Annotated in this window: 14 protein-coding genes and 1 pseudogene; 12 read left to right on the top strand and 3 right to left on the bottom strand. The window is 43.3% G+C overall.

What is annotated here, in order from left to right; genetic code table 11:
• Positions 1–315 precede the first annotated feature (315 nt).
• The 7 genes and pseudogenes from VB740_RS20890 to VB740_RS20865 all read left to right on the top strand — a co-directional run bounded on the left by VB740_RS20890 (position 316) and on the right by VB740_RS20865 (position 8,423).
• Positions 316–1,092: an RNA polymerase sigma factor SigF gene (locus VB740_RS20890; protein WP_323201849.1), complete on the top strand. Its 777-nt coding sequence runs from the start codon at positions 316–318 to the stop codon at positions 1,090–1,092.
• A 166-nt stretch (positions 1,093–1,258) separates the two neighbouring features.
• Positions 1,259–2,113: a hypothetical protein gene (locus VB740_RS20885; protein ID WP_323201833.1), complete on the top strand. Its 855-nt coding sequence runs from the start codon at positions 1,259–1,261 to the stop codon at positions 2,111–2,113.
• A gap of 2 nt (positions 2,114–2,115) precedes the next feature.
• On the top strand, positions 2,116–2,367 hold the full coding sequence (locus VB740_RS20880) for a hypothetical protein (protein WP_323201832.1): 252 nt from the start codon (positions 2,116–2,118) through the stop codon (positions 2,365–2,367).
• Positions 2,368–2,585: 218 nt separating this feature from the next.
• Entirely contained in the window at positions 2,586–2,843 is a 258-nt protein-coding gene (locus tag VB740_RS20875) for a helix-turn-helix transcriptional regulator (protein ID WP_323201831.1), read from the top strand.
• Positions 2,844–2,848: 5 nt separating this feature from the next.
• A pseudogene (locus VB740_RS20870) lies at positions 2,849–6,904 on the top strand (ATP-binding protein); the annotation flags it as partial.
• A 60-nt stretch (positions 6,905–6,964) separates the two neighbouring features.
• On the top strand, positions 6,965–7,417 hold the full coding sequence (locus tag VB740_RS36830) for a response regulator (RefSeq protein WP_416290301.1): 453 nt from the start codon (positions 6,965–6,967) through the stop codon (positions 7,415–7,417).
• Positions 7,418–7,520: 103 nt separating this feature from the next.
• Positions 7,521–8,423, top strand: coding sequence for an ABC transporter ATP-binding protein (locus VB740_RS20865; protein WP_323201829.1), 903 nt, complete (start codon positions 7,521–7,523; stop codon positions 8,421–8,423).
• 2 nt (positions 8,424–8,425) lie between these two features.
• Here VB740_RS20865 and VB740_RS20860 read toward each other — a convergent pair whose 3' ends face one another.
• Positions 8,426–9,106 carry a tetratricopeptide repeat protein gene (locus VB740_RS20860; protein WP_323201828.1) on the bottom strand — a complete coding sequence of 227 codons (681 nt, stop codon included), beginning with the start codon at positions 9,104–9,106 and terminating at the stop codon, positions 8,426–8,428.
• 687 nt (positions 9,107–9,793) lie between these two features.
• Between VB740_RS20860 and VB740_RS20855 the strand changes: the two genes are divergently transcribed.
• Entirely contained in the window at positions 9,794–10,120 is a 327-nt protein-coding gene (locus VB740_RS20855) for a YbjQ family protein (protein WP_323201827.1), read from the top strand.
• Positions 10,121–10,472: 352 nt separating this feature from the next.
• Positions 10,473–11,105: a hypothetical protein gene (locus tag VB740_RS20850; RefSeq protein WP_323201826.1), complete on the top strand. Its 633-nt coding sequence runs from the start codon at positions 10,473–10,475 to the stop codon at positions 11,103–11,105.
• Between the two features lie 149 nt (positions 11,106–11,254).
• On the opposite strand, the gene VB740_RS20845 is transcribed toward VB740_RS20850, so the two are convergent.
• A complete protein-coding gene (locus VB740_RS20845; protein ID WP_323201825.1) occupies positions 11,255–11,515 on the bottom strand; it encodes a hypothetical protein in 261 nt (86 codons plus the stop codon).
• 60 nt (positions 11,516–11,575) lie between these two features.
• The gene (sufR, locus tag VB740_RS20840) at positions 11,576–12,259 is read right to left on the bottom strand and encodes an iron-sulfur cluster biosynthesis transcriptional regulator SufR (protein ID WP_323201824.1); all 684 of its coding nucleotides are present in this window, start codon (positions 12,257–12,259) and stop codon (positions 11,576–11,578) included.
• 241 nt (positions 12,260–12,500) lie between these two features.
• Here sufR and sufB point away from each other — a divergent pair, with 241 nt between their 5' ends.
• From sufB to sufD, 3 genes are all read left to right on the top strand, one after another.
• On the top strand, positions 12,501–13,940 hold the full coding sequence (sufB, locus tag VB740_RS20835) for a Fe-S cluster assembly protein SufB (protein WP_323201823.1): 1,440 nt from the start codon (positions 12,501–12,503) through the stop codon (positions 13,938–13,940).
• Between the two features lie 131 nt (positions 13,941–14,071).
• Complete coding sequence (sufC, locus tag VB740_RS20830; protein WP_323201822.1) at positions 14,072–14,863, top strand: Fe-S cluster assembly ATPase SufC; 792 nt, start codon at positions 14,072–14,074, stop codon at positions 14,861–14,863.
• A complete protein-coding gene (sufD, locus tag VB740_RS20825) occupies positions 14,863–16,230 on the top strand; it encodes a Fe-S cluster assembly protein SufD (RefSeq protein WP_323201821.1) in 1,368 nt (455 codons plus the stop codon). The genes sufC and sufD overlap by 1 nt, the downstream gene beginning before the upstream one ends.
• Positions 16,231–16,275 lie beyond the last annotated feature (45 nt).

The following is a 16,275-nucleotide window of genomic DNA, read 5'->3' as shown; positions in this document are numbered from 1 at the left end:
TCACCATTAATTACTTAAAATTAAGTACAATCTCGGTTTGATATTTAGTAACTAATTTTATATTTTATTTCTATGTAGTTCTAAAAACAGCTACAGATCATATCAAAGATCAATAACAAACTAACTACCGATTTCGCCCCTTTAAACTTTGCTCGCTTGTCAAGTAAATCTATGGAATTTTATCTAGAAAAACGTTGTTATCTACCATAGAATTTGCTAGGGCATATAGCACGATATTGTCTTTGATATTGTGTGATCGCAGCTGAGTTTAAAAGTGAGTAATTGATTGTTGATTTACTCAATAAATACGGTGCTATGCCTACCACAGTCACCAATGAACTAAAACATGAAATTTGGCAGTTGTTGCGAGAATATCAGCAATCTCGGTCAGAAAATGTTCGTAATAAGCTGGTAAAACTCAATTTTGGACTTGTGAGAAAAGAAGCTCACTACTGGACAAATCAATGTCATGAAACCTACGATGATTTGCTTCAGGTTGGATGTTTGGGTTTAATTAGAGCGATTGAAAAATTTGAAATTTCTAAGGGACATGCCTTCAGTTCCTATGCTCTTCCCTATATTCGGGGTGAAATTCAACACTATCTCCGAGATAAAGGTGTCACTGTGCGAATTCCTCGGAAGTGGTTAGCACTGCAACAGCAAGCAATAGGAGTGTCACGTTCTTGGCGTGAAAAGCATAATCGCCAACCAACAGACTCCGAATTAGCAACAGCACTGGAAATTTCTCCAAACGAATGGCAAGAAATTAAATTAGCATGGGTAAATCGCGCTCCTTTGAGCCTTGATGTGCCAATCCAAGATGGAGAAGAAGGCTCTACCTGTTTAGGAGAATTGGTTCCAGATCCTCACTATCGCAGCTTTCAATTGGCACAAGAAGACCAACTTCGCTTGCAACAAGCATTGGTTCAGCTAGAACAACGCACCCGCGATGTGTTGGAATGTGTGTTTTTGCAAGATTTGACCCAAAAACAAGTTGCAGAACATTTGGGAATTAGTGTTGTAACGGTTTCCCGTAGAGTTAAAAAAGGTCTGGATTTGATGAAACAGCTTATGGGTGTGGCAGAAGATTGACGGCAAATAAATACCAAGCCGCAGTTATGCTGAGTAGGCAGTGCTAAAAATAACCTTCAAAATGTAAAAAGTTAGGTTATAAAGGGAACATACTTTGCCTTTGATCCAAATTTCAGGCATGTTTATTTCCACTTTCCAATTTTCTAATGGCTTTTGAGAACAGCTCATGGGCAGAAATTCAAAAATTACAATTGCAGCTATTTTAACCTTAGCGATCGCTGGGTGTGCTTCTGAAGATACACCACAAGCCATCAATCCTGCGCCTGCGCCGATTCCTAAAATAGAAGCAAAGTCGCCACCAGCGGCTCAAACCTTTAAGAATCCAGTGATACTTGCCAAACAAGTTTCACAAGTGACTCCTGCATCTGCTAATCTGATTCAATCCACTAATGCTACAGAGCGAGCACGGTTTGTTCTGGTATCAAAAGACAGGGTTGACCCCTTTGGACAAATTTTTGGGCAGACGGTTTCTGGAATACCTCAAACATCTGGAAGGCCTGTTCCCGTAGTGCCTAAGCTACCTACTGCATCGCTAGTAGCACGAAAACTTCCAACACGCAACATAGCTTTGAATCAGAAGAAAAATAACATTGCTTCTGTACCAAAAAAGCTCAATCCTACCTTGACTTCAGTCTTGCCTAAAGTTTTGCCTCAAGTTGTCCCCAACCCCGCTTTAGTATCTGTATTGCCACCGCCAGCACAACCTGAGTTAGCAAGGGCAGTTGTTGTGACTGGTGTAGTTCTCCTTAGTAAGGAACCACAGGCAATTATCAAAGTACCGGATGAGCCGACGAGTCGCTATGTGGAAGCGGGACAGCGATTAGCAAATGGCGTACTAGTTAAACGTATTGAAATGAATCAGGGCTACAACCCGATAGTAATTCTAGAACAATATGGTATTGAAGTTGCCAAAATGGTAGGGGAAGGGGCTGTCAATTCAACGCCGTCAGCTGCATCTGCTACCGGCAATATTTCAGTGACAACGCCCTCCTCAAATCCTATTAATGTTGGAGCTTCATAAAGATGGGGACTAAGGAAAAAATTGAATTTGCTGGTTTGCCTTTAGCTGTCTATAGAGAAATAGCAGCTCATTTACATCAAGTCGAAGGGGTAGAAGTTGATTTAATTCCTCAGTCATCCCAACAGTTTGATTACAATCAAAGTCAAATTGGTGGCTTGTGTATCTCGTGGGCAGCAAACTCTGGTTCAGAAAGTCGGCAACGAGTGAACCAAATTTTGGCTTACTATCAAAATCGCTATATGAATCCTATTTGATTTGTAAAAATTGAAACCTTAGATTCCCGATTTTTTCAAGAAGTCGGGAATTTTGTTGTTCACGCATGACTAAGTAGAGCTATGGAAACTTCTTACAGAGCATTACAACCATGCAATTGGTCTTGCTACTGTTGATTTGGTTTGGATACCATTCGCAATATACTCTATTGACAGATATTTTTGCATTTATCACATCTGTTATAGTCTAGACAGTTTAATTGAAGAAGCCCAACTTGATGGCAGCCTTGGAAGATGTAAAAATTGCAGCGTTGATTCGGGAAGCTCGACAGCTATTGCAACTGTCTCAAGTTGAGTTGACCAGCAAAATCGGTGTGTCATTTCAGAGTGTCAATCGATGGGAGAATGGACGAAACAGACCAATTTCCCTAGCGCTCCAGCAGATTGAAAGATTGTTATATGAGATGGGAAAACCCGGTGAAAACCTGTTAGCCAAATACTTTAGGAATCAGGACTAGCAGTAATGGCACCTGAAGGAGAAGGTATAGCTGTTAACAGTGTTTTTATTGAAGGTGGCGAAATTGGCAGCCTGATGCGATCGCTCGATTGGTCGCAGACTTCCTTAGGTTATGTGGCTGATTGGCCCCAGAGCTTACGGAGTGCCATTAGCATCTTGCTGGCTTCTAAAGCTCAGATTTGCCTCTTCTGGGGTTCGGAATTAATCACAATTTATAACGATGCCTATCGCCCTGCCCTTGCGTCAAAACATCCCTGGGCGCTCGGTCGCCCTGCCTATGAAGTGTGGAGCGAAGTCTGGAATGTTATAGAACCTTTGCTCAAGGGAGTTGTGACAACAGGAGTTGCATTCTGGGCGCAAGATTATTTATTTTTCCTGAATCGATACGGTTACATTGAGGAAACTTACTTCGATGTCTCCTACGACCCCGTGCGAGATGAAAGCGGGAATGTTGGCGGAGTCTTTTGTATTGTTAGTGAAACAACAGGACGAGTGCTGGGCGATCGCCGCTTACAAACCCTGAGCTTACTAAGTAGCGAAACAGCTAAAGCCAAGACCGTGGAAGTGGCTTGCCTGTCTGCAATTCAAGCCTTAGCAACCAATTCTCATGACATCCCGTTTGCCATGTTATATCAGGTGGAGGCAGACGGCAGCAGTGCAAAGCTGGTTGGAACTACTCCAATCGAGCAGACAGGAGCAACTCCATCGAGAGTGAACTTAACTCAACAGAGCGATGCATGGAAACTCGGACAAGTTTACCAGAAGCGGGAAGCAACGATAGTCGATGATTTGACAACTCGGTTTGGAATGCCCACAGGAGCTTGGGACAAGCCTCCGTGTGCTGCTTGGGTTGTGCCGCTGATCCCAGGTGGACAACAAGAAATCCTTGGATTACTGGTATTGGGCATCAATCCCCACCGGGCTTTTGAGCAGGAGTACCGAAAGTTCTTCGATTTGCTGGTAGGGAACATAACGATTGCGATCGCTAATGCCCGTGCTTATGAAGAAGAACGCAAGCGCTTGGAGGCATTAGCAGAACTGGATCGAGCTAAAACGACCTTTTTCAACAACATCAGCCACGAATTTCGCACTCCCTTAACGCTGATGCTGTCGCCACTGAAAGAGACGTTAACCGAATTAAACGGAATTCTTCCAGCCAAAGCGCAAGCACAATTGGAGATGGTACAACGCAATGGCACAAGGTTGCTCAAGCTAGTCAATACACTGTTAGATTTCTCGCGCATTGAAGCCGGACGCACGACAGCTAGCTATGAGCCAATCGATTTAGCCACGTATACCGCAGAACTGGCAAGTATTTTCCAGTCTGCTGCTGACTCGGCGGGACTGCAATTAATTGTGGATTGTCCTCCCCTAGCAGAACCCGTTTACGTAGACCGCGAAATGTGGGAGAAGATTGTATTAAATCTGCTCTCCAATGCATTGAAGTTTACCTTTGTTGGAGAGATTGCAGTTTCTTTGCGCCCGGTTGGCATGATGGTGTCACTAGTAGTACGTGATACAGGTACTGGGATTCCGGCAGATGAGGTTCCCCGGTTATTTGAGCGGTTTTATCGAGTTAAGGGTGTCAAAGGTCGCACCTTTGAGGGTACAGGCATTGGGCTGTCGTTAGTGCAAGAATTAGTCCAGATGCATAGTGGGACAATTACCGTTGACAGCACCTTTGGTCAAGGCAGTACATTTACTGTCCAATTGCCAACTGGAACGGCTCACTTACCCCTAGATTGCCTCAACGCTAGTCAAAGCAGTGCTTCTACTCTCTCTGGAGCCATGTCTTATGTTGAGGAAGCTTTCGGGTGGCTCCCGAAAGAAGCAGAGGAGCAGGGGAGCAGGGAAGCAGGGGAGCAAAACACTTTTTTCTCCTCTGCCCGGATTCTGCTGGTGGATGACAACACCGATATGCGGAATTATTTGCGACGAATTCTTAGCGAGTACTACAAAGTAGACGTGGCAATTGAAGGTGAAACTGCTTTAGCTGCCGCATACAACGATCCGCCTGATTTGATCCTCAGCGATGTCATGATGCCAGGAATGGATGGCATTGAGTTGCTGCGGCAGTTACGGGCTGATTTAAGAACGCGCGAAATTCCGATTCTGCTACTGTCTGCCCGGGCTGGAGAAGAATCGGCAGTCGAAGGATTGGAGTCTGGGGCAGATGATTATTTGGTGAAGCCATTCAGCCGACGGGAATTACTGGCACGAGTTGCCGCCAATCTAGAGTTAGGACGAGTGCGCCTTGCTGCAAGTCAGCAACGTTTTCGTTTTCTGGCTGAATCCATTCCCCAAATGGTGTGGACGGCTGATGCAATTGGTTGGGTAGATTATTACAGCCCCCGCTGCCTTGACTACACTGGGATGACGCTAGAGCAAATCCAAGGGTTCGGTTGGCAGAATCTCATCCATCCAGAGGAGCGAGAACACACTATCTCGGTGTGGACTCAAGCCGTTCAAATGGGCACGAGCTACGAAGTTGAACATCGCTTGAGACATGCAAATGGAACCTATCGTTGGCATCTCACCCGTGCTTTACCGATGCTCAATGAAAACAGTCAAATCATTCGCTGGTATGGCACTTGCACAGATATCAGCGAGCGAAAACTTGCAGAATCAGCCTTACGCCGATCTGAGGAACGCTATCGAACGCTGTTTGAGTCCATTGACGAAGGATTTTGCGTGATCGAAATGCTGTTTGATGAAAACAACACGCCGAACGATTACCGCTTTTTAGAAATCAATCCGTCCTTTGAGAAACAAACGGGACTCAAAGACGTACAAGGCAAAAGGATACGCGATCTAGCTCCAAATCATGAAAAGTATTGGTTTGAAATTTACGGCAAAGTCGCCATGTCGGGCGAACCGATTCGCTTTGAGAATCGCGCTGTTGCCCTACAACGTTGGTTCGACGTTTATGCATTCCGTATTGGGCAGCCGCAGCAGCGACAAGTCGCCGTCCTTTTCAAAGATATCAGCAAACGCAAACTTGCCGAAGCAGCCCTGCGAGAAAGTGAAGAGTTAAAGCAACGAATTTTGGACAGCAGTCATGATTGTATCAAAGTTTTAACGTTAGATGGGCGGGTACTCTACTTGAATCAAGGCGGGCTGAATCTTCTAGAAATTGATGATCCTGCGTCCTTTCTTAACGCCGAGTGGATTAGTTTATGGGAAGGCGAAGACCAAGAAAATGCCAAAGCGGCGATCGCTGCTGCCAAAATAGGTAATGTTGGTCAATTTCACGGCTACTCTCCCACTGCAAAGGGTCAGCCAAAGTGGTGGGATGTGATTGTTACTTCCGTCCAAAATGCATCAGGAATTATTGCACAACTCTTAGTCGTCTCACGCGATATTACAAAGCAAAAGCAAGCAGAAGCTGAACGCGAACAACTTTTTTTGCGTGAGAAAACTGCACGTGAACAAGCTCAGACAGCGAATCGGATTAAAGATGAGTTTCTGGCAGTACTATCACATGAATTGCGATCGCCCCTCAATCCTATTCTGGGTTGGTCTAGGTTGCTTCGCAATGGAACATTAAATGCCGCAAAAACGGCTATTGCTTTGGAAACAATCGAGCGCAATGCCAAACTCCAAGCACAATTAATTGAAGATTTGTTAGATGTCTCTCGCATTTTGTCTGGCAAACTCAATTTAGAAATGGCTCCTGTTAACTTGGCATCGACGATTGAAGCGGCTATTGAAACCGTGCGTTTAGCAGCAGAAGCGAAGTCAATTCAAATTCAGAGAGTATTTGACCCAAATATTGGGCAGATTTTGGGAGATTCTGCTCGTTTACAGCAAGTGATTTGGAATTTGCTTACTAACGCTGTCAAATTTAGTTTCGCTGGTGGATGGGTTGAAATTCGATTAGAGTGCCAAGACTCGCAGGCTCAAATTACTGTTAGCGACACGGGTAAAGGTATTAATCCTGATTTTTTGCCCTATGTGTTTGAATCCTTTCGTCAGGCGGATGCGACAACAACTAGGAAGTTTGGCGGATTAGGGTTAGGGCTATCAATTGTGCGTCATCTAGTTGAACTGCATGGAGGTACTGTTCAAGTAGACAGTCTTGGAGAAGGACAGGGAACCATCTTTAAGGTCAGGTTTCCCTTGATGAAAGCACAAGGTTCTAGCCATCAAGCAGAAGCTGACTCGTTATTTTTGGCTTTTAACACTTCGCCTTTGACAGGAATACGGTTACTAATCGTAGATGATGATGAAGATATCCGTGATTTTTTAGGCTTTGCCCTTGAACAGGCGGGAGCAGAGGTAAGTATTGCGACATCGGCAATAGAAGCACTGCAAGCGGTAAAGCAATCACCGCCAGATATGTTGTTGAGTGACATTGGGATGCCAGAGATGGATGGCTATATGCTGATTCGACAAATTCGAGCAATGCCACCCGAACAAGGTGGGCAAATTTTAGCTTTAGCCCTCTCGGCTTATGCTGGAGAAGTTAATCGCCAACAAGCTATAGCTGCCGGATTTCAACAGCACGTTGCCAAGCCAATAGACCCAGACGCATTAATTGCAGTCATTCTAGATATAATCGCCAAGAGAAATTAAATTTCAAGATAAGTGTGTAAAAGCTTCTGCGGCTTCCCGCAGGGTGGATTAACTTGCGACCATCAATTCGTTATTTTAAATTTTTTATTGGAGCAAATTGACTATGACTGCTGCTGTCTTTATAGAAAACGTCTACAAGTTTTACAACAATGTACCTGTAGTAAATGACCTGTCATTCCAAATTGAAGCGGGAGAAATATTTGCTCTACTTGGCCCAAACGGCGCGGGTAAATCAACCACGATTCGGATGCTGACTACACTAACGAAACCCTCCCAAGGACGGATAGAAGTAGGTGGATATGATGTTATAAGCCAAGCAATGCTGGCAAAACAGAGTATTGGCGTAGTCTTGCAGCAAGTAAGTGTAGATAACGATTTAAGCGTTTGGGAAAACATGGAACTGCATGGGAGGCTACATCACATTAGCAACCCACAGCGACAAAAACTAATTAATCAATGGCTAGAGTATGTTGAGCTAGCAGAAAAACGTGATGATTTGGTAAAAACCCTGTCTGGGGGTATGAAACGACGATTGCAGATTGCGAGAGCTTTATTACATCAACCGCAAATTCTGTTTTTAGATGAACCAACCGTAGGACTAGACCCCCAAACCAGGCGACGCCTCTGGGAAATTATTCGGGATTTGAATAAGCAGGGAATGACAATGTTACTAACGACCCATTATATGGATGAGGTCGAATTTTTGTGCGATGCTTTTGGTTCTACCAAGGCAGGACGCATCGGTATTATGGATAGCGGTAAGCTGATTTCTTTAGGAACTTTACAACAGCTGCGTTCTGCTCACGGTGAAGGTTTGGTGATGAAACAATTAGGTGTATCTGAAGTGGGAAGTGATGGTGCTCGTAGTTGGGAATATCTGTTTTTCCCATCCTTAGAAGCAGCAAATATCTACTTGAACGAACAGCCCGATAAAACCGGAATGATGGTGCGTCCCTCTAACCTGGAAGATATTTTTGTGGAATTAACGGGACGCCAGTTAGATTAACCTCATCCTCCTAACTGCCGCAGCATGGCTTCTACTCTGTCCACCCCTTGTAAGTCATTGCGCTGCTTGTACAAGTTGCGGGCTTTCTGAAGCAAGCTGTTGGCTTGTTTGGTTTGGCGTCGCTGCTTATACATTGAACCCATCAATTCATAAGTCTGGGCGTTGTTCTTATCCAAGTCGATTGCTTGCTGGTATGCCCAGGTAGCAGCAGTATAATCTCCCATCCGAGATTGCGTTACAGCTAACCCTAAATAGGCGTTAACATTGTTACGGTTCAGCTGTATGGCACGACGGTAGCCTTCCTTTGCCCCAGGTGTGTCGCCCAAATTAGCTTTGATGTAAGCCACGGCGTAGTAAAAATCACTATTGTTAGGGTTGATGCCGATCGCACGACGATAAGCTGTTAATGCCGCTTGGTAATTTCCCTGTTGAGCGTATAAATACCCAATACCTGAGTGAATTTTAGCATTTTTGGGAGCTAGCCTAGCTGCTTGCTGATAAACTGCGATCGCACCACCATAATCACCCGTATCAACTAACCTCCGCCCTTCTTCTAGTAGTTGCTTTAACTCTGGGTTTTTGGCTTGTGCCACTAATACCTGAGCCTGAGCTACTGAAGGTATAGTGAAGGCAAAACATCCTAAGAACACCACACTCAGCACAAATGATGTTGGCTTGTACACAGTAAATTTCCTGAAATTTTAGAGGACTTTTTTCTTGTACATTAAAACAAAAATATGGCCTTTTGAAAACTGTATTTCTTCGTATTAATGAAGATGTTAATAGTTCATCCACTCTTTCCTTGACAATCAGTCCTACATTACAGAGTTTTTACTGAGTGATGAAGTGTAAGTTATCAAGTTCAGATGAAGTTAACTGACATATAAAGCAGTATGATATTAAAATGACACTTTTCGCGTCAGTAGTTATACGTGTTATTGATAAAAACCTAACAGGCATCTAACTTAATTCTGGAGAGGCCATGGGTTAATTTCAGAGGGTTTAATATTCATTGCTGTTTGTTATTTTATTTAATAGTTTGCTGACTCTGTATCCAATTATTTTCACCTCTTATTCTTTTATACTAACCTTTAGTAAAAAGCCATCCAGGCGTTTACATCCTTTTTTTGCCATTACACGGTAAGATCAATTTAGCAAGTAAAATCTTCCTTTAAAATTTAGTTTTTAGTCAGGAAAATATTACAAATGAGAGCGCATTTGCGATGGTGCCGCACGCTTGCTAAAAGCGATCACAATCTAAAATTATTACTATGAGAGGATGTTTCTCAAACCTCTATCAACACAAACTAGTTTTATACATGTATTCTGATAATAAATATCAACTTATACGCCATCTGGGAGGCTAATTTATGATTATAACTACTACTGATGTGATTCAAGGAGCCGTTATTGAATCATATTTAGGCATTGTGACAGCAGAAGTAGTCTACGGCAGCAATTTCCTGCGGGATTTTTTGGCTGGTATTCGAGATATTATCGGTGGACGCACTGGGAGCTATGAGCGTCTATTTGAGCAGGGTCAACGCAAAGCCTTAGAAGAATTAGAACAACGAGCACAACGTTTAGGAGCAAATGCTGTTATTGGGATTGAAATTGATACTGGCACAATCAATCTTGACCAATCAGGAGTTCTTTTGCTGATTACTGCCACAGGCACTGCTGTAAAGATGCGTTAATCTCTTATTGACCATCTAATTACTTTGTTAGGATTTTTTAATAAGGGTTAGAAACTTTTCTATTGAGTCTAGTTTTTTTGAAAGATTAAAGTTGGATTATTATAGGAGTTAATAACTCTATTTAAAATTAAAAATTTCTATAGAAAAAATCTGCAAAAATCATGAAAGCATAAATAAATCTTAAAGAGTATTAATTTTTTTCAATCTGTCTGTTTTTTATTACTAAAGATAGATTGAATAACTATTTCTATTGATAGATATAAAATTAGATGATTTGGCTATTTAATTTTAAGCATAAACATGAATAAACCTGAGATTAACTTTGCTGAAACAGCACTGGAGAATATAAGCTATGTCATACGTAAATCGGACAGGTAATGACGTTATTCCTACGGAGTCTGTGGTATCAGGCCGAGTAGCTGAGTATCATGATCTTGTTCGCTGGGGACCGATTATTTCTGGTTTGTTGGTTTCTTTAGCTACTCAATTAATTCTAAGCGCTATAATTGGTGCTTTTGCGGCAGGCACAGTTGAAGGTTCGGGTGCACCCAGAACAATTGCCCCTAACGCTGCGGGTAATGCGGGACTTTGGTCAACTATCGCTTTACTAATTTCCTTATTTACTGGTGGTTGGGTTACAGCCCGTGCTTGTGGACCGATGAACCGCAATACCGCTCTTCTTAACGGCGCAATTCTTTGGGCAACGACTTTGGCAGTTAGCTCATGGCTGTTAGCAAGTGGAGTATCTGGTGCTTTTGGTGTTGCGGCTTCTAACGCTGGAGAAGTTATCAACCAGGTACAACAACAAGGTGGAGTTAATGTACCACAAGCAAACGTAACTGCCCAGCAAGCTCGTGAAGCGGCAGCTAATTTGCGTTCGGGATTGTGGTGGTTTGTGTTTGGTTCTTTGTTGGGTTTAATAGCCTCAATGATAGGGGCTGTTACTGGTGCTCGCAGTCCCCGGGCTAACACTTACAATACTTAAAGAATTGTCTGTAAAACCAAATATTATTTATTTAAAAGCACTTTGCAAAAAGGTGCTTTTTATTCATTGCATGGCTGGCGGATTAAGCGTCTTGATTCTGACTTCTGAATTCTTCAAATTCAATGAAATCCAAACTTTACTACCACAGTTCACCATTTCAGGTATGAAGCTTCAATCCCCTGCTCACGTCTGATTTTGCCATCTTTTTCAAACCAGGCAATTACTTGCTGTGCTGTCAAATCTTCAATAGTAACACTATACTCTTGGGCGATATGCTTCAAAAGCTTAAGTGATGAAATTGTTAATCTTGTTAAAAACTTTTCTGGGGAAGACAACAAAGCGGCGTCTACTTTGGATGACTCTTCCAGGGTTAAAAATTGTGCTGATGGTTGTTGTGGTGGTATATCCATAAATGCTATCTCAAATTTATTTGGGCATTGGGCATTGGTTATTAAAAAAAGGATAAATGACTAGTGACGAGCTTGTACCAAATAGCCACAACGATGTTGACCATCAATAATCCAGTGGGTGCGTTCTACGGTACAATCTGGTAATACGGCTGCAAACATTTCTAATTCGTGACCACAAATGCTGGGGAAAGACTCGGCAACGTTAGAAATGGCACAGTTATGCTCCATTAAGATAAAGCGATCGCACTCAAAGGAGTCATTCACATCAACAGAGTGATACTCTGCCATGAAGCCTTCCGCTTTTCTCAACTCTACTAAGTTGGCTACACGTTCTCGCAGTGAACCGTTACCGACGCGATCGCGGTATTCTTGAGCTTTGCGTTGCCACTGTTTCTCTAAAATCGATTTAAATTGGTCGTGTCCTACCGTTTCGGCTAAGGTATCTAGCAGCGAAACCGCAAAATTTCCGCTTGCATCACCAAAGCGATCGCTCATTGTTCGATGCAAGCGATCGCGTCCCTGACGACTCAATTCATAAAGATGCTGCGGCCGCCCCATACCTGCCGCCTGTACTGATGTAGAATACAAAACTAGCTCCTCCGTCTCCAAATCTTTGAGATGGCGACGAATCGCTTGGGGGGTAACGTCTAAAACTTCAGCTAGCTCCAAAGCCGTTGCTTTTTCGTGTTTGTGCAGATACTCTAAAATATCTTGCTTGGTTGAGGACTGGTGGGTAGTCGCCATCTTCATGTGGTGCAAGACGTTCAGCGAACGTCCCAAAAATTTATTTGAAAATTTGACTTTGACAACATTGTTGTTGTTAATTTAGCGTAAAATGAAGATAGATTAAACAACATAGCTGTTGTTTTACTCTCCACCACTATTCTAGCAGCCGTGTAACCATTCCGTAACGGGAGATGGGAATCGGTTAGCCGCAATCCACCTCCCATCCTAAAAGAGTTCAGAACACGAGAGATTATTACTGATGAGTGCCACTGTCAAAACCTTAGTCAACCAACCCTACAAGTACGGCTTTATTACAGATATTGAAGCCGACACTATTCCGCGTGGACTAGACGAGGACGTTATCCGCTTGATCTCCTCTAAGAAGAACGAGCCACAGTTCATGCTGGACTTTCGCCTCAGAGCTTATCGCCAGTGGCAAAAAATGACGGAACCAACTTGGCCGAATGTCAAGTATCCGCCAATAAATTATCAGGATATCATTTACTATTCAGCGCCGAAACGTAAGAAAGAAAAGCTAAACAGCTTGGATGAAGTCGATCCAACCCTTTTAGAAACCTTTGAGAAATTAGGCATTTCTCTATCTGAACAGAAGCGGCTGGCAAATGTCGCCGTTGATGCAATCTTCGATAGCGTTTCTGTCGCTACTACATTTAAAGAAAAGCTAGCCGAAGATGGCGTTATTTTCTGCTCGTTTTCGGAAGCGTTGCAAGAACACCCAGAACTGATCAAAAAATATTTGGGTAGCGTTGTTCCTGTAGCTGACAATTATTTTGCCGCCTTAAACGCCGCCGTATTTAGTGATGGTTCTTTTGTCTATATTCCTAAAGGCGTGAAATGCCCAATGGAACTGTCTACCTACTTCCGCATCAACTCTGGTGACACGGGACAATTTGAGCGGACTTTGATTGTCGCCGAAGAAGGTAGTTATGTTTCTTACCTTGAAGGTTGCACCGCACCGATGTATGACAGCAACCAGCTGCACGCCGCCGTTGTGGAACTCGTCGCCCTCGACAACGCTGAAATTAAATACTCCACTGTGCAAAACTGGTACGCTGGCGATGCCAACGGTAAAGGCGGTATTTACAACTTTGTCACCAAGCGCGGTTTGTGTCAGGGCGTAAATTCCAAGATTTCCTGGACTCAAGTAGAAACAGGCTCGGCAATTACTTGGAAATATCCTAGCTGTGTTTTGGTGGGTGATAACTCTGTGGGTGAGTTTTACTCGGTGGCGCTGACAAATAATATGCAGCAAGCCGATACGGGTACAAAGATGATTCACGTAGGTAAGAATACCCGCAGCACAATTATTTCTAAAGGAATCTCCGCAGGTAATTCTAGTAATAGCTACCGGGGTTTAGTGAAAGTTAACCCGACGGCGAAAGGGGCAAGAAATTATTCCCAGTGCGACTCGATGCTAATTGGGGATAATGCTCATGCAAATACTTTCCCTTATATCCAGGTGCAAAACAATACTGGGAAGGTAGAGCATGAAGCTTCTACTTCCAAGATTGGGGAAGATCAACTATTCTACTTTGCTCAACGGGGTATTTCAGCAGAAGATGCCATTTCGATGATGGTTAGCGGCTTCTGTAAAGATGTTTTCAATCAGCTACCAATGGAATTTGCTGTGGAAGCTGATAAGTTGTTGAGTTTGAAGTTGGAAGGCAGTGTTGGATAGCTCTTGTAGTCAGCATTTTAGTGCTGAGAAATCGCTAGGAACTGAAAAAATTAACGCTTGTAGTCAGCACTTTAGCGCTAGAGAAAAGCGCTAAAGCGTCTACTACAAACTAAAAAAGAAGAGAGATAATCATGATTATTGAAAATAGTGAAATTGTGCTGTCAGTACGGAATCTGACGGCTAATGTTGATGGAACACCGATTCTTAAAGGTGTGAATCTTGATGTGCGATCGGGTGAAATTCATGCGATTATGGGGCCGAATGGTTCTGGTAAGAGTACCTTTTCTAAGGTATTGGCAGGGCATCCGGCGTATGAGGTAACTGGCGGTGAGGTGATTTTCCAAGGGCAAAATTTGTTGGAGTTGGAGCCGGAGGAACGTGCAAGAAGTGGTGTATTTTTGGCGTTTCAGTATCCGTTAGAAATTCCGGGTGTGAGCAATTTGGATTTCTTGCGAGTGGCGTACAATTCTCGTCGGAAGGCGCAAGGTTTAGAGGAAATAGACGCTTTTGATTTTGACGATTTGATTGAAGAAAAGCTGGATGTGGTGAAGATGAATCCCAGTTTTCTCAGTCGGAGTTTAAATGAAGGGTTTTCTGGTGGTGAGAAGAAGCGGAATGAAATTCTGCAAATGGCGCTGCTGGAACCAAAGTTAGGAATTTTGGATGAAACTGATTCGGGTTTGGATATTGACGCGCTCCGAATTGTGGCGAATGGTGTAAATCAACTGGCAACTCCAGAAAATTCTACAATTTTGATTACCCACTACCAACGGTTACTTGATTATATTGTGCCTGATTTTGTGCATGTGATGGCACACGGGCAGATTATTACGAGTGGTGGTAAAGAACTGGCGCTGGAATTAGAGTCTCGCGGTTATGACTGGGTGCTAGAAGAGTTTGCAGCTGCTGAGGTGGGTGTGTAATGAGTATTCAAGTATCTCCTAGTCCAATTCCTAACTCAAATGCAGTTAGTTTGACATCGACTCTCTTAGATAGAGATGATTATCTGGTTGGGTTGTTAAATCAAGTAACGGCAAATAAAACAGACGGTTGGTTGCAGGAATTACGTCAAAGTGCTGCTAATTGGGTACGTCACTCGATTCTCCCAACTACCCGCGAGGAAGAATGGCGGTTTACTGATTTGTCGTCTCTGCGAAAGGTGCAATTTAATGTAGAGACGTTGCATGCAACGTCTCTAGAATTTGATATTTTGCCAGAAGCGGCTAATAGTCGTTTGGTATTTGTGAATGGCGTTTATGCACCGGAGTTATCAGCAGTTTCAGATTTGCCATCTGGAATTGTGGTGAGTAATTTGGTTGGTTTGTCTGCGGTTGAGCACCAAGCTGTACAGCAGTATTTAGCTCAAGCTGAGGGAGCGCAAGAAGTTTTTACGGCTCTCAATACGGCTGGGATAACTGATGCAGCTGTGGTGTGGGTGAAGAAGAATGTGGTAGTCGAAACGCCAATTCATCTGGTGTTTATTTCGGTTGCGGGGGAGACTGCGACGATTTCGCAGCCGCGTTGTTTAGTAGTGGCTGAAAGTGGTTCGCAGGTGAGTTTAGTTGAAGAGTATGCGAACCGTAGAGGCGCAGAGGAAGGAGTTTACCTTACCAATGCAGTTACGGAAGTTTGGGTTGGTGACAATGCCCAAGTGAGTCACACTAGGGTTGAGCAAGAAGGTGCAGAGGCTTTTCATATTGGGAAAACTGCGATCGCTCAAGCTCGTGATAGCCGATATACTTGTCATGCCATAACTTTAGGCGCAAAGTTGTCACGGCATAATTTAGAGATTTTGCAAACTGGTGAGCAGACACAAACTACTCTTAATGGGTTGACGATAATTTCTGGTAAGCAGTTGTCTGATACTCACAGTGCGATCGCACTCAACTATCCCCACGGTACAAGTGACCAATTGCATAAATGTATTGTAGGCGATCGCGCTCATGCGGTGTTCAATGGTAAAGTTTTTGTACCCAAACCAGCGCAGTTAACAAATGCATCCCAGTTGAATCGCAATTTGCTGCTATCGTCTAAAGCCAGAGTTGATACCAAACCCCAATTGGAAATTACGGCGGATAATGTCAAATGCGCTCACGGTGCTACTGTTAGCCAATTAGAAGATGACGAAATATTCTATCTGCAAAGTCGGGGAATTGATGAAAACGATGCTCGGAAGTTGTTAATTAACGCCTTTGCGGCTGAAGTCATCAACAAAATACCAGTTCCCTCTCTGCGAGAAATCCTTTTAAACACAGTAAATAATCTCAAGTCCATATCGCCTGACTCTTGAGAAAATTTTAGATTTTAAATTTTGGATTTCGGATTGAAGATTCAA

Origin of the sequence: Nostoc sp. UHCC 0251, assembly GCF_034932245.1 — a bacterium.
Lineage (GTDB): Bacteria > Cyanobacteriota > Cyanobacteriia > Cyanobacteriales > Nostocaceae > Nostoc.
The sequence above is the reverse complement of the archived record's forward strand: the minus strand, read 5'-3'. Positions and strand labels throughout refer to the sequence as shown.

What these genes read in the sequence shown, in the direction of transcription:
- VB740_RS20855 (WP_323201827.1), top strand. Translation starts at nt 9,794, where the DNA reads ATGATTATAACTACTACTGATGTGATTCAAGGAGCCGTTATTGAATCA.
- VB740_RS20845 (WP_323201825.1), bottom strand. Translation starts at nt 11,515, where the DNA reads ATGGATATACCACCACAACAACCATCAGCACAATTTTTAACCCTGGAA.
- sufR (WP_323201824.1), bottom strand. Translation starts at nt 12,259, where the DNA reads ATGGCGACTACCCACCAGTCCTCAACCAAGCAAGATATTTTAGAGTAT.
- VB740_RS20885 (WP_323201833.1), top strand. Translation starts at nt 1,259, where the DNA reads ATGGGCAGAAATTCAAAAATTACAATTGCAGCTATTTTAACCTTAGCG.
- sufC (WP_323201822.1), top strand. Translation starts at nt 14,072, where the DNA reads ATGATTATTGAAAATAGTGAAATTGTGCTGTCAGTACGGAATCTGACG.
- VB740_RS20880 (WP_323201832.1), top strand. Translation starts at nt 2,116, where the DNA reads ATGGGGACTAAGGAAAAAATTGAATTTGCTGGTTTGCCTTTAGCTGTC.
- sufD (WP_323201821.1), top strand. Translation starts at nt 14,863, where the DNA reads ATGAGTATTCAAGTATCTCCTAGTCCAATTCCTAACTCAAATGCAGTT.
- VB740_RS20850 (WP_323201826.1), top strand. Translation starts at nt 10,473, where the DNA reads ATGTCATACGTAAATCGGACAGGTAATGACGTTATTCCTACGGAGTCT.
- VB740_RS20865 (WP_323201829.1), top strand. Translation starts at nt 7,521, where the DNA reads ATGACTGCTGCTGTCTTTATAGAAAACGTCTACAAGTTTTACAACAAT.
- VB740_RS36830 (WP_416290301.1), top strand. Translation starts at nt 6,965, where the DNA reads ATGAAAGCACAAGGTTCTAGCCATCAAGCAGAAGCTGACTCGTTATTT.
- sufB (WP_323201823.1), top strand. Translation starts at nt 12,501, where the DNA reads ATGAGTGCCACTGTCAAAACCTTAGTCAACCAACCCTACAAGTACGGC.
- VB740_RS20890 (WP_323201849.1), top strand. Translation starts at nt 316, where the DNA reads ATGCCTACCACAGTCACCAATGAACTAAAACATGAAATTTGGCAGTTG.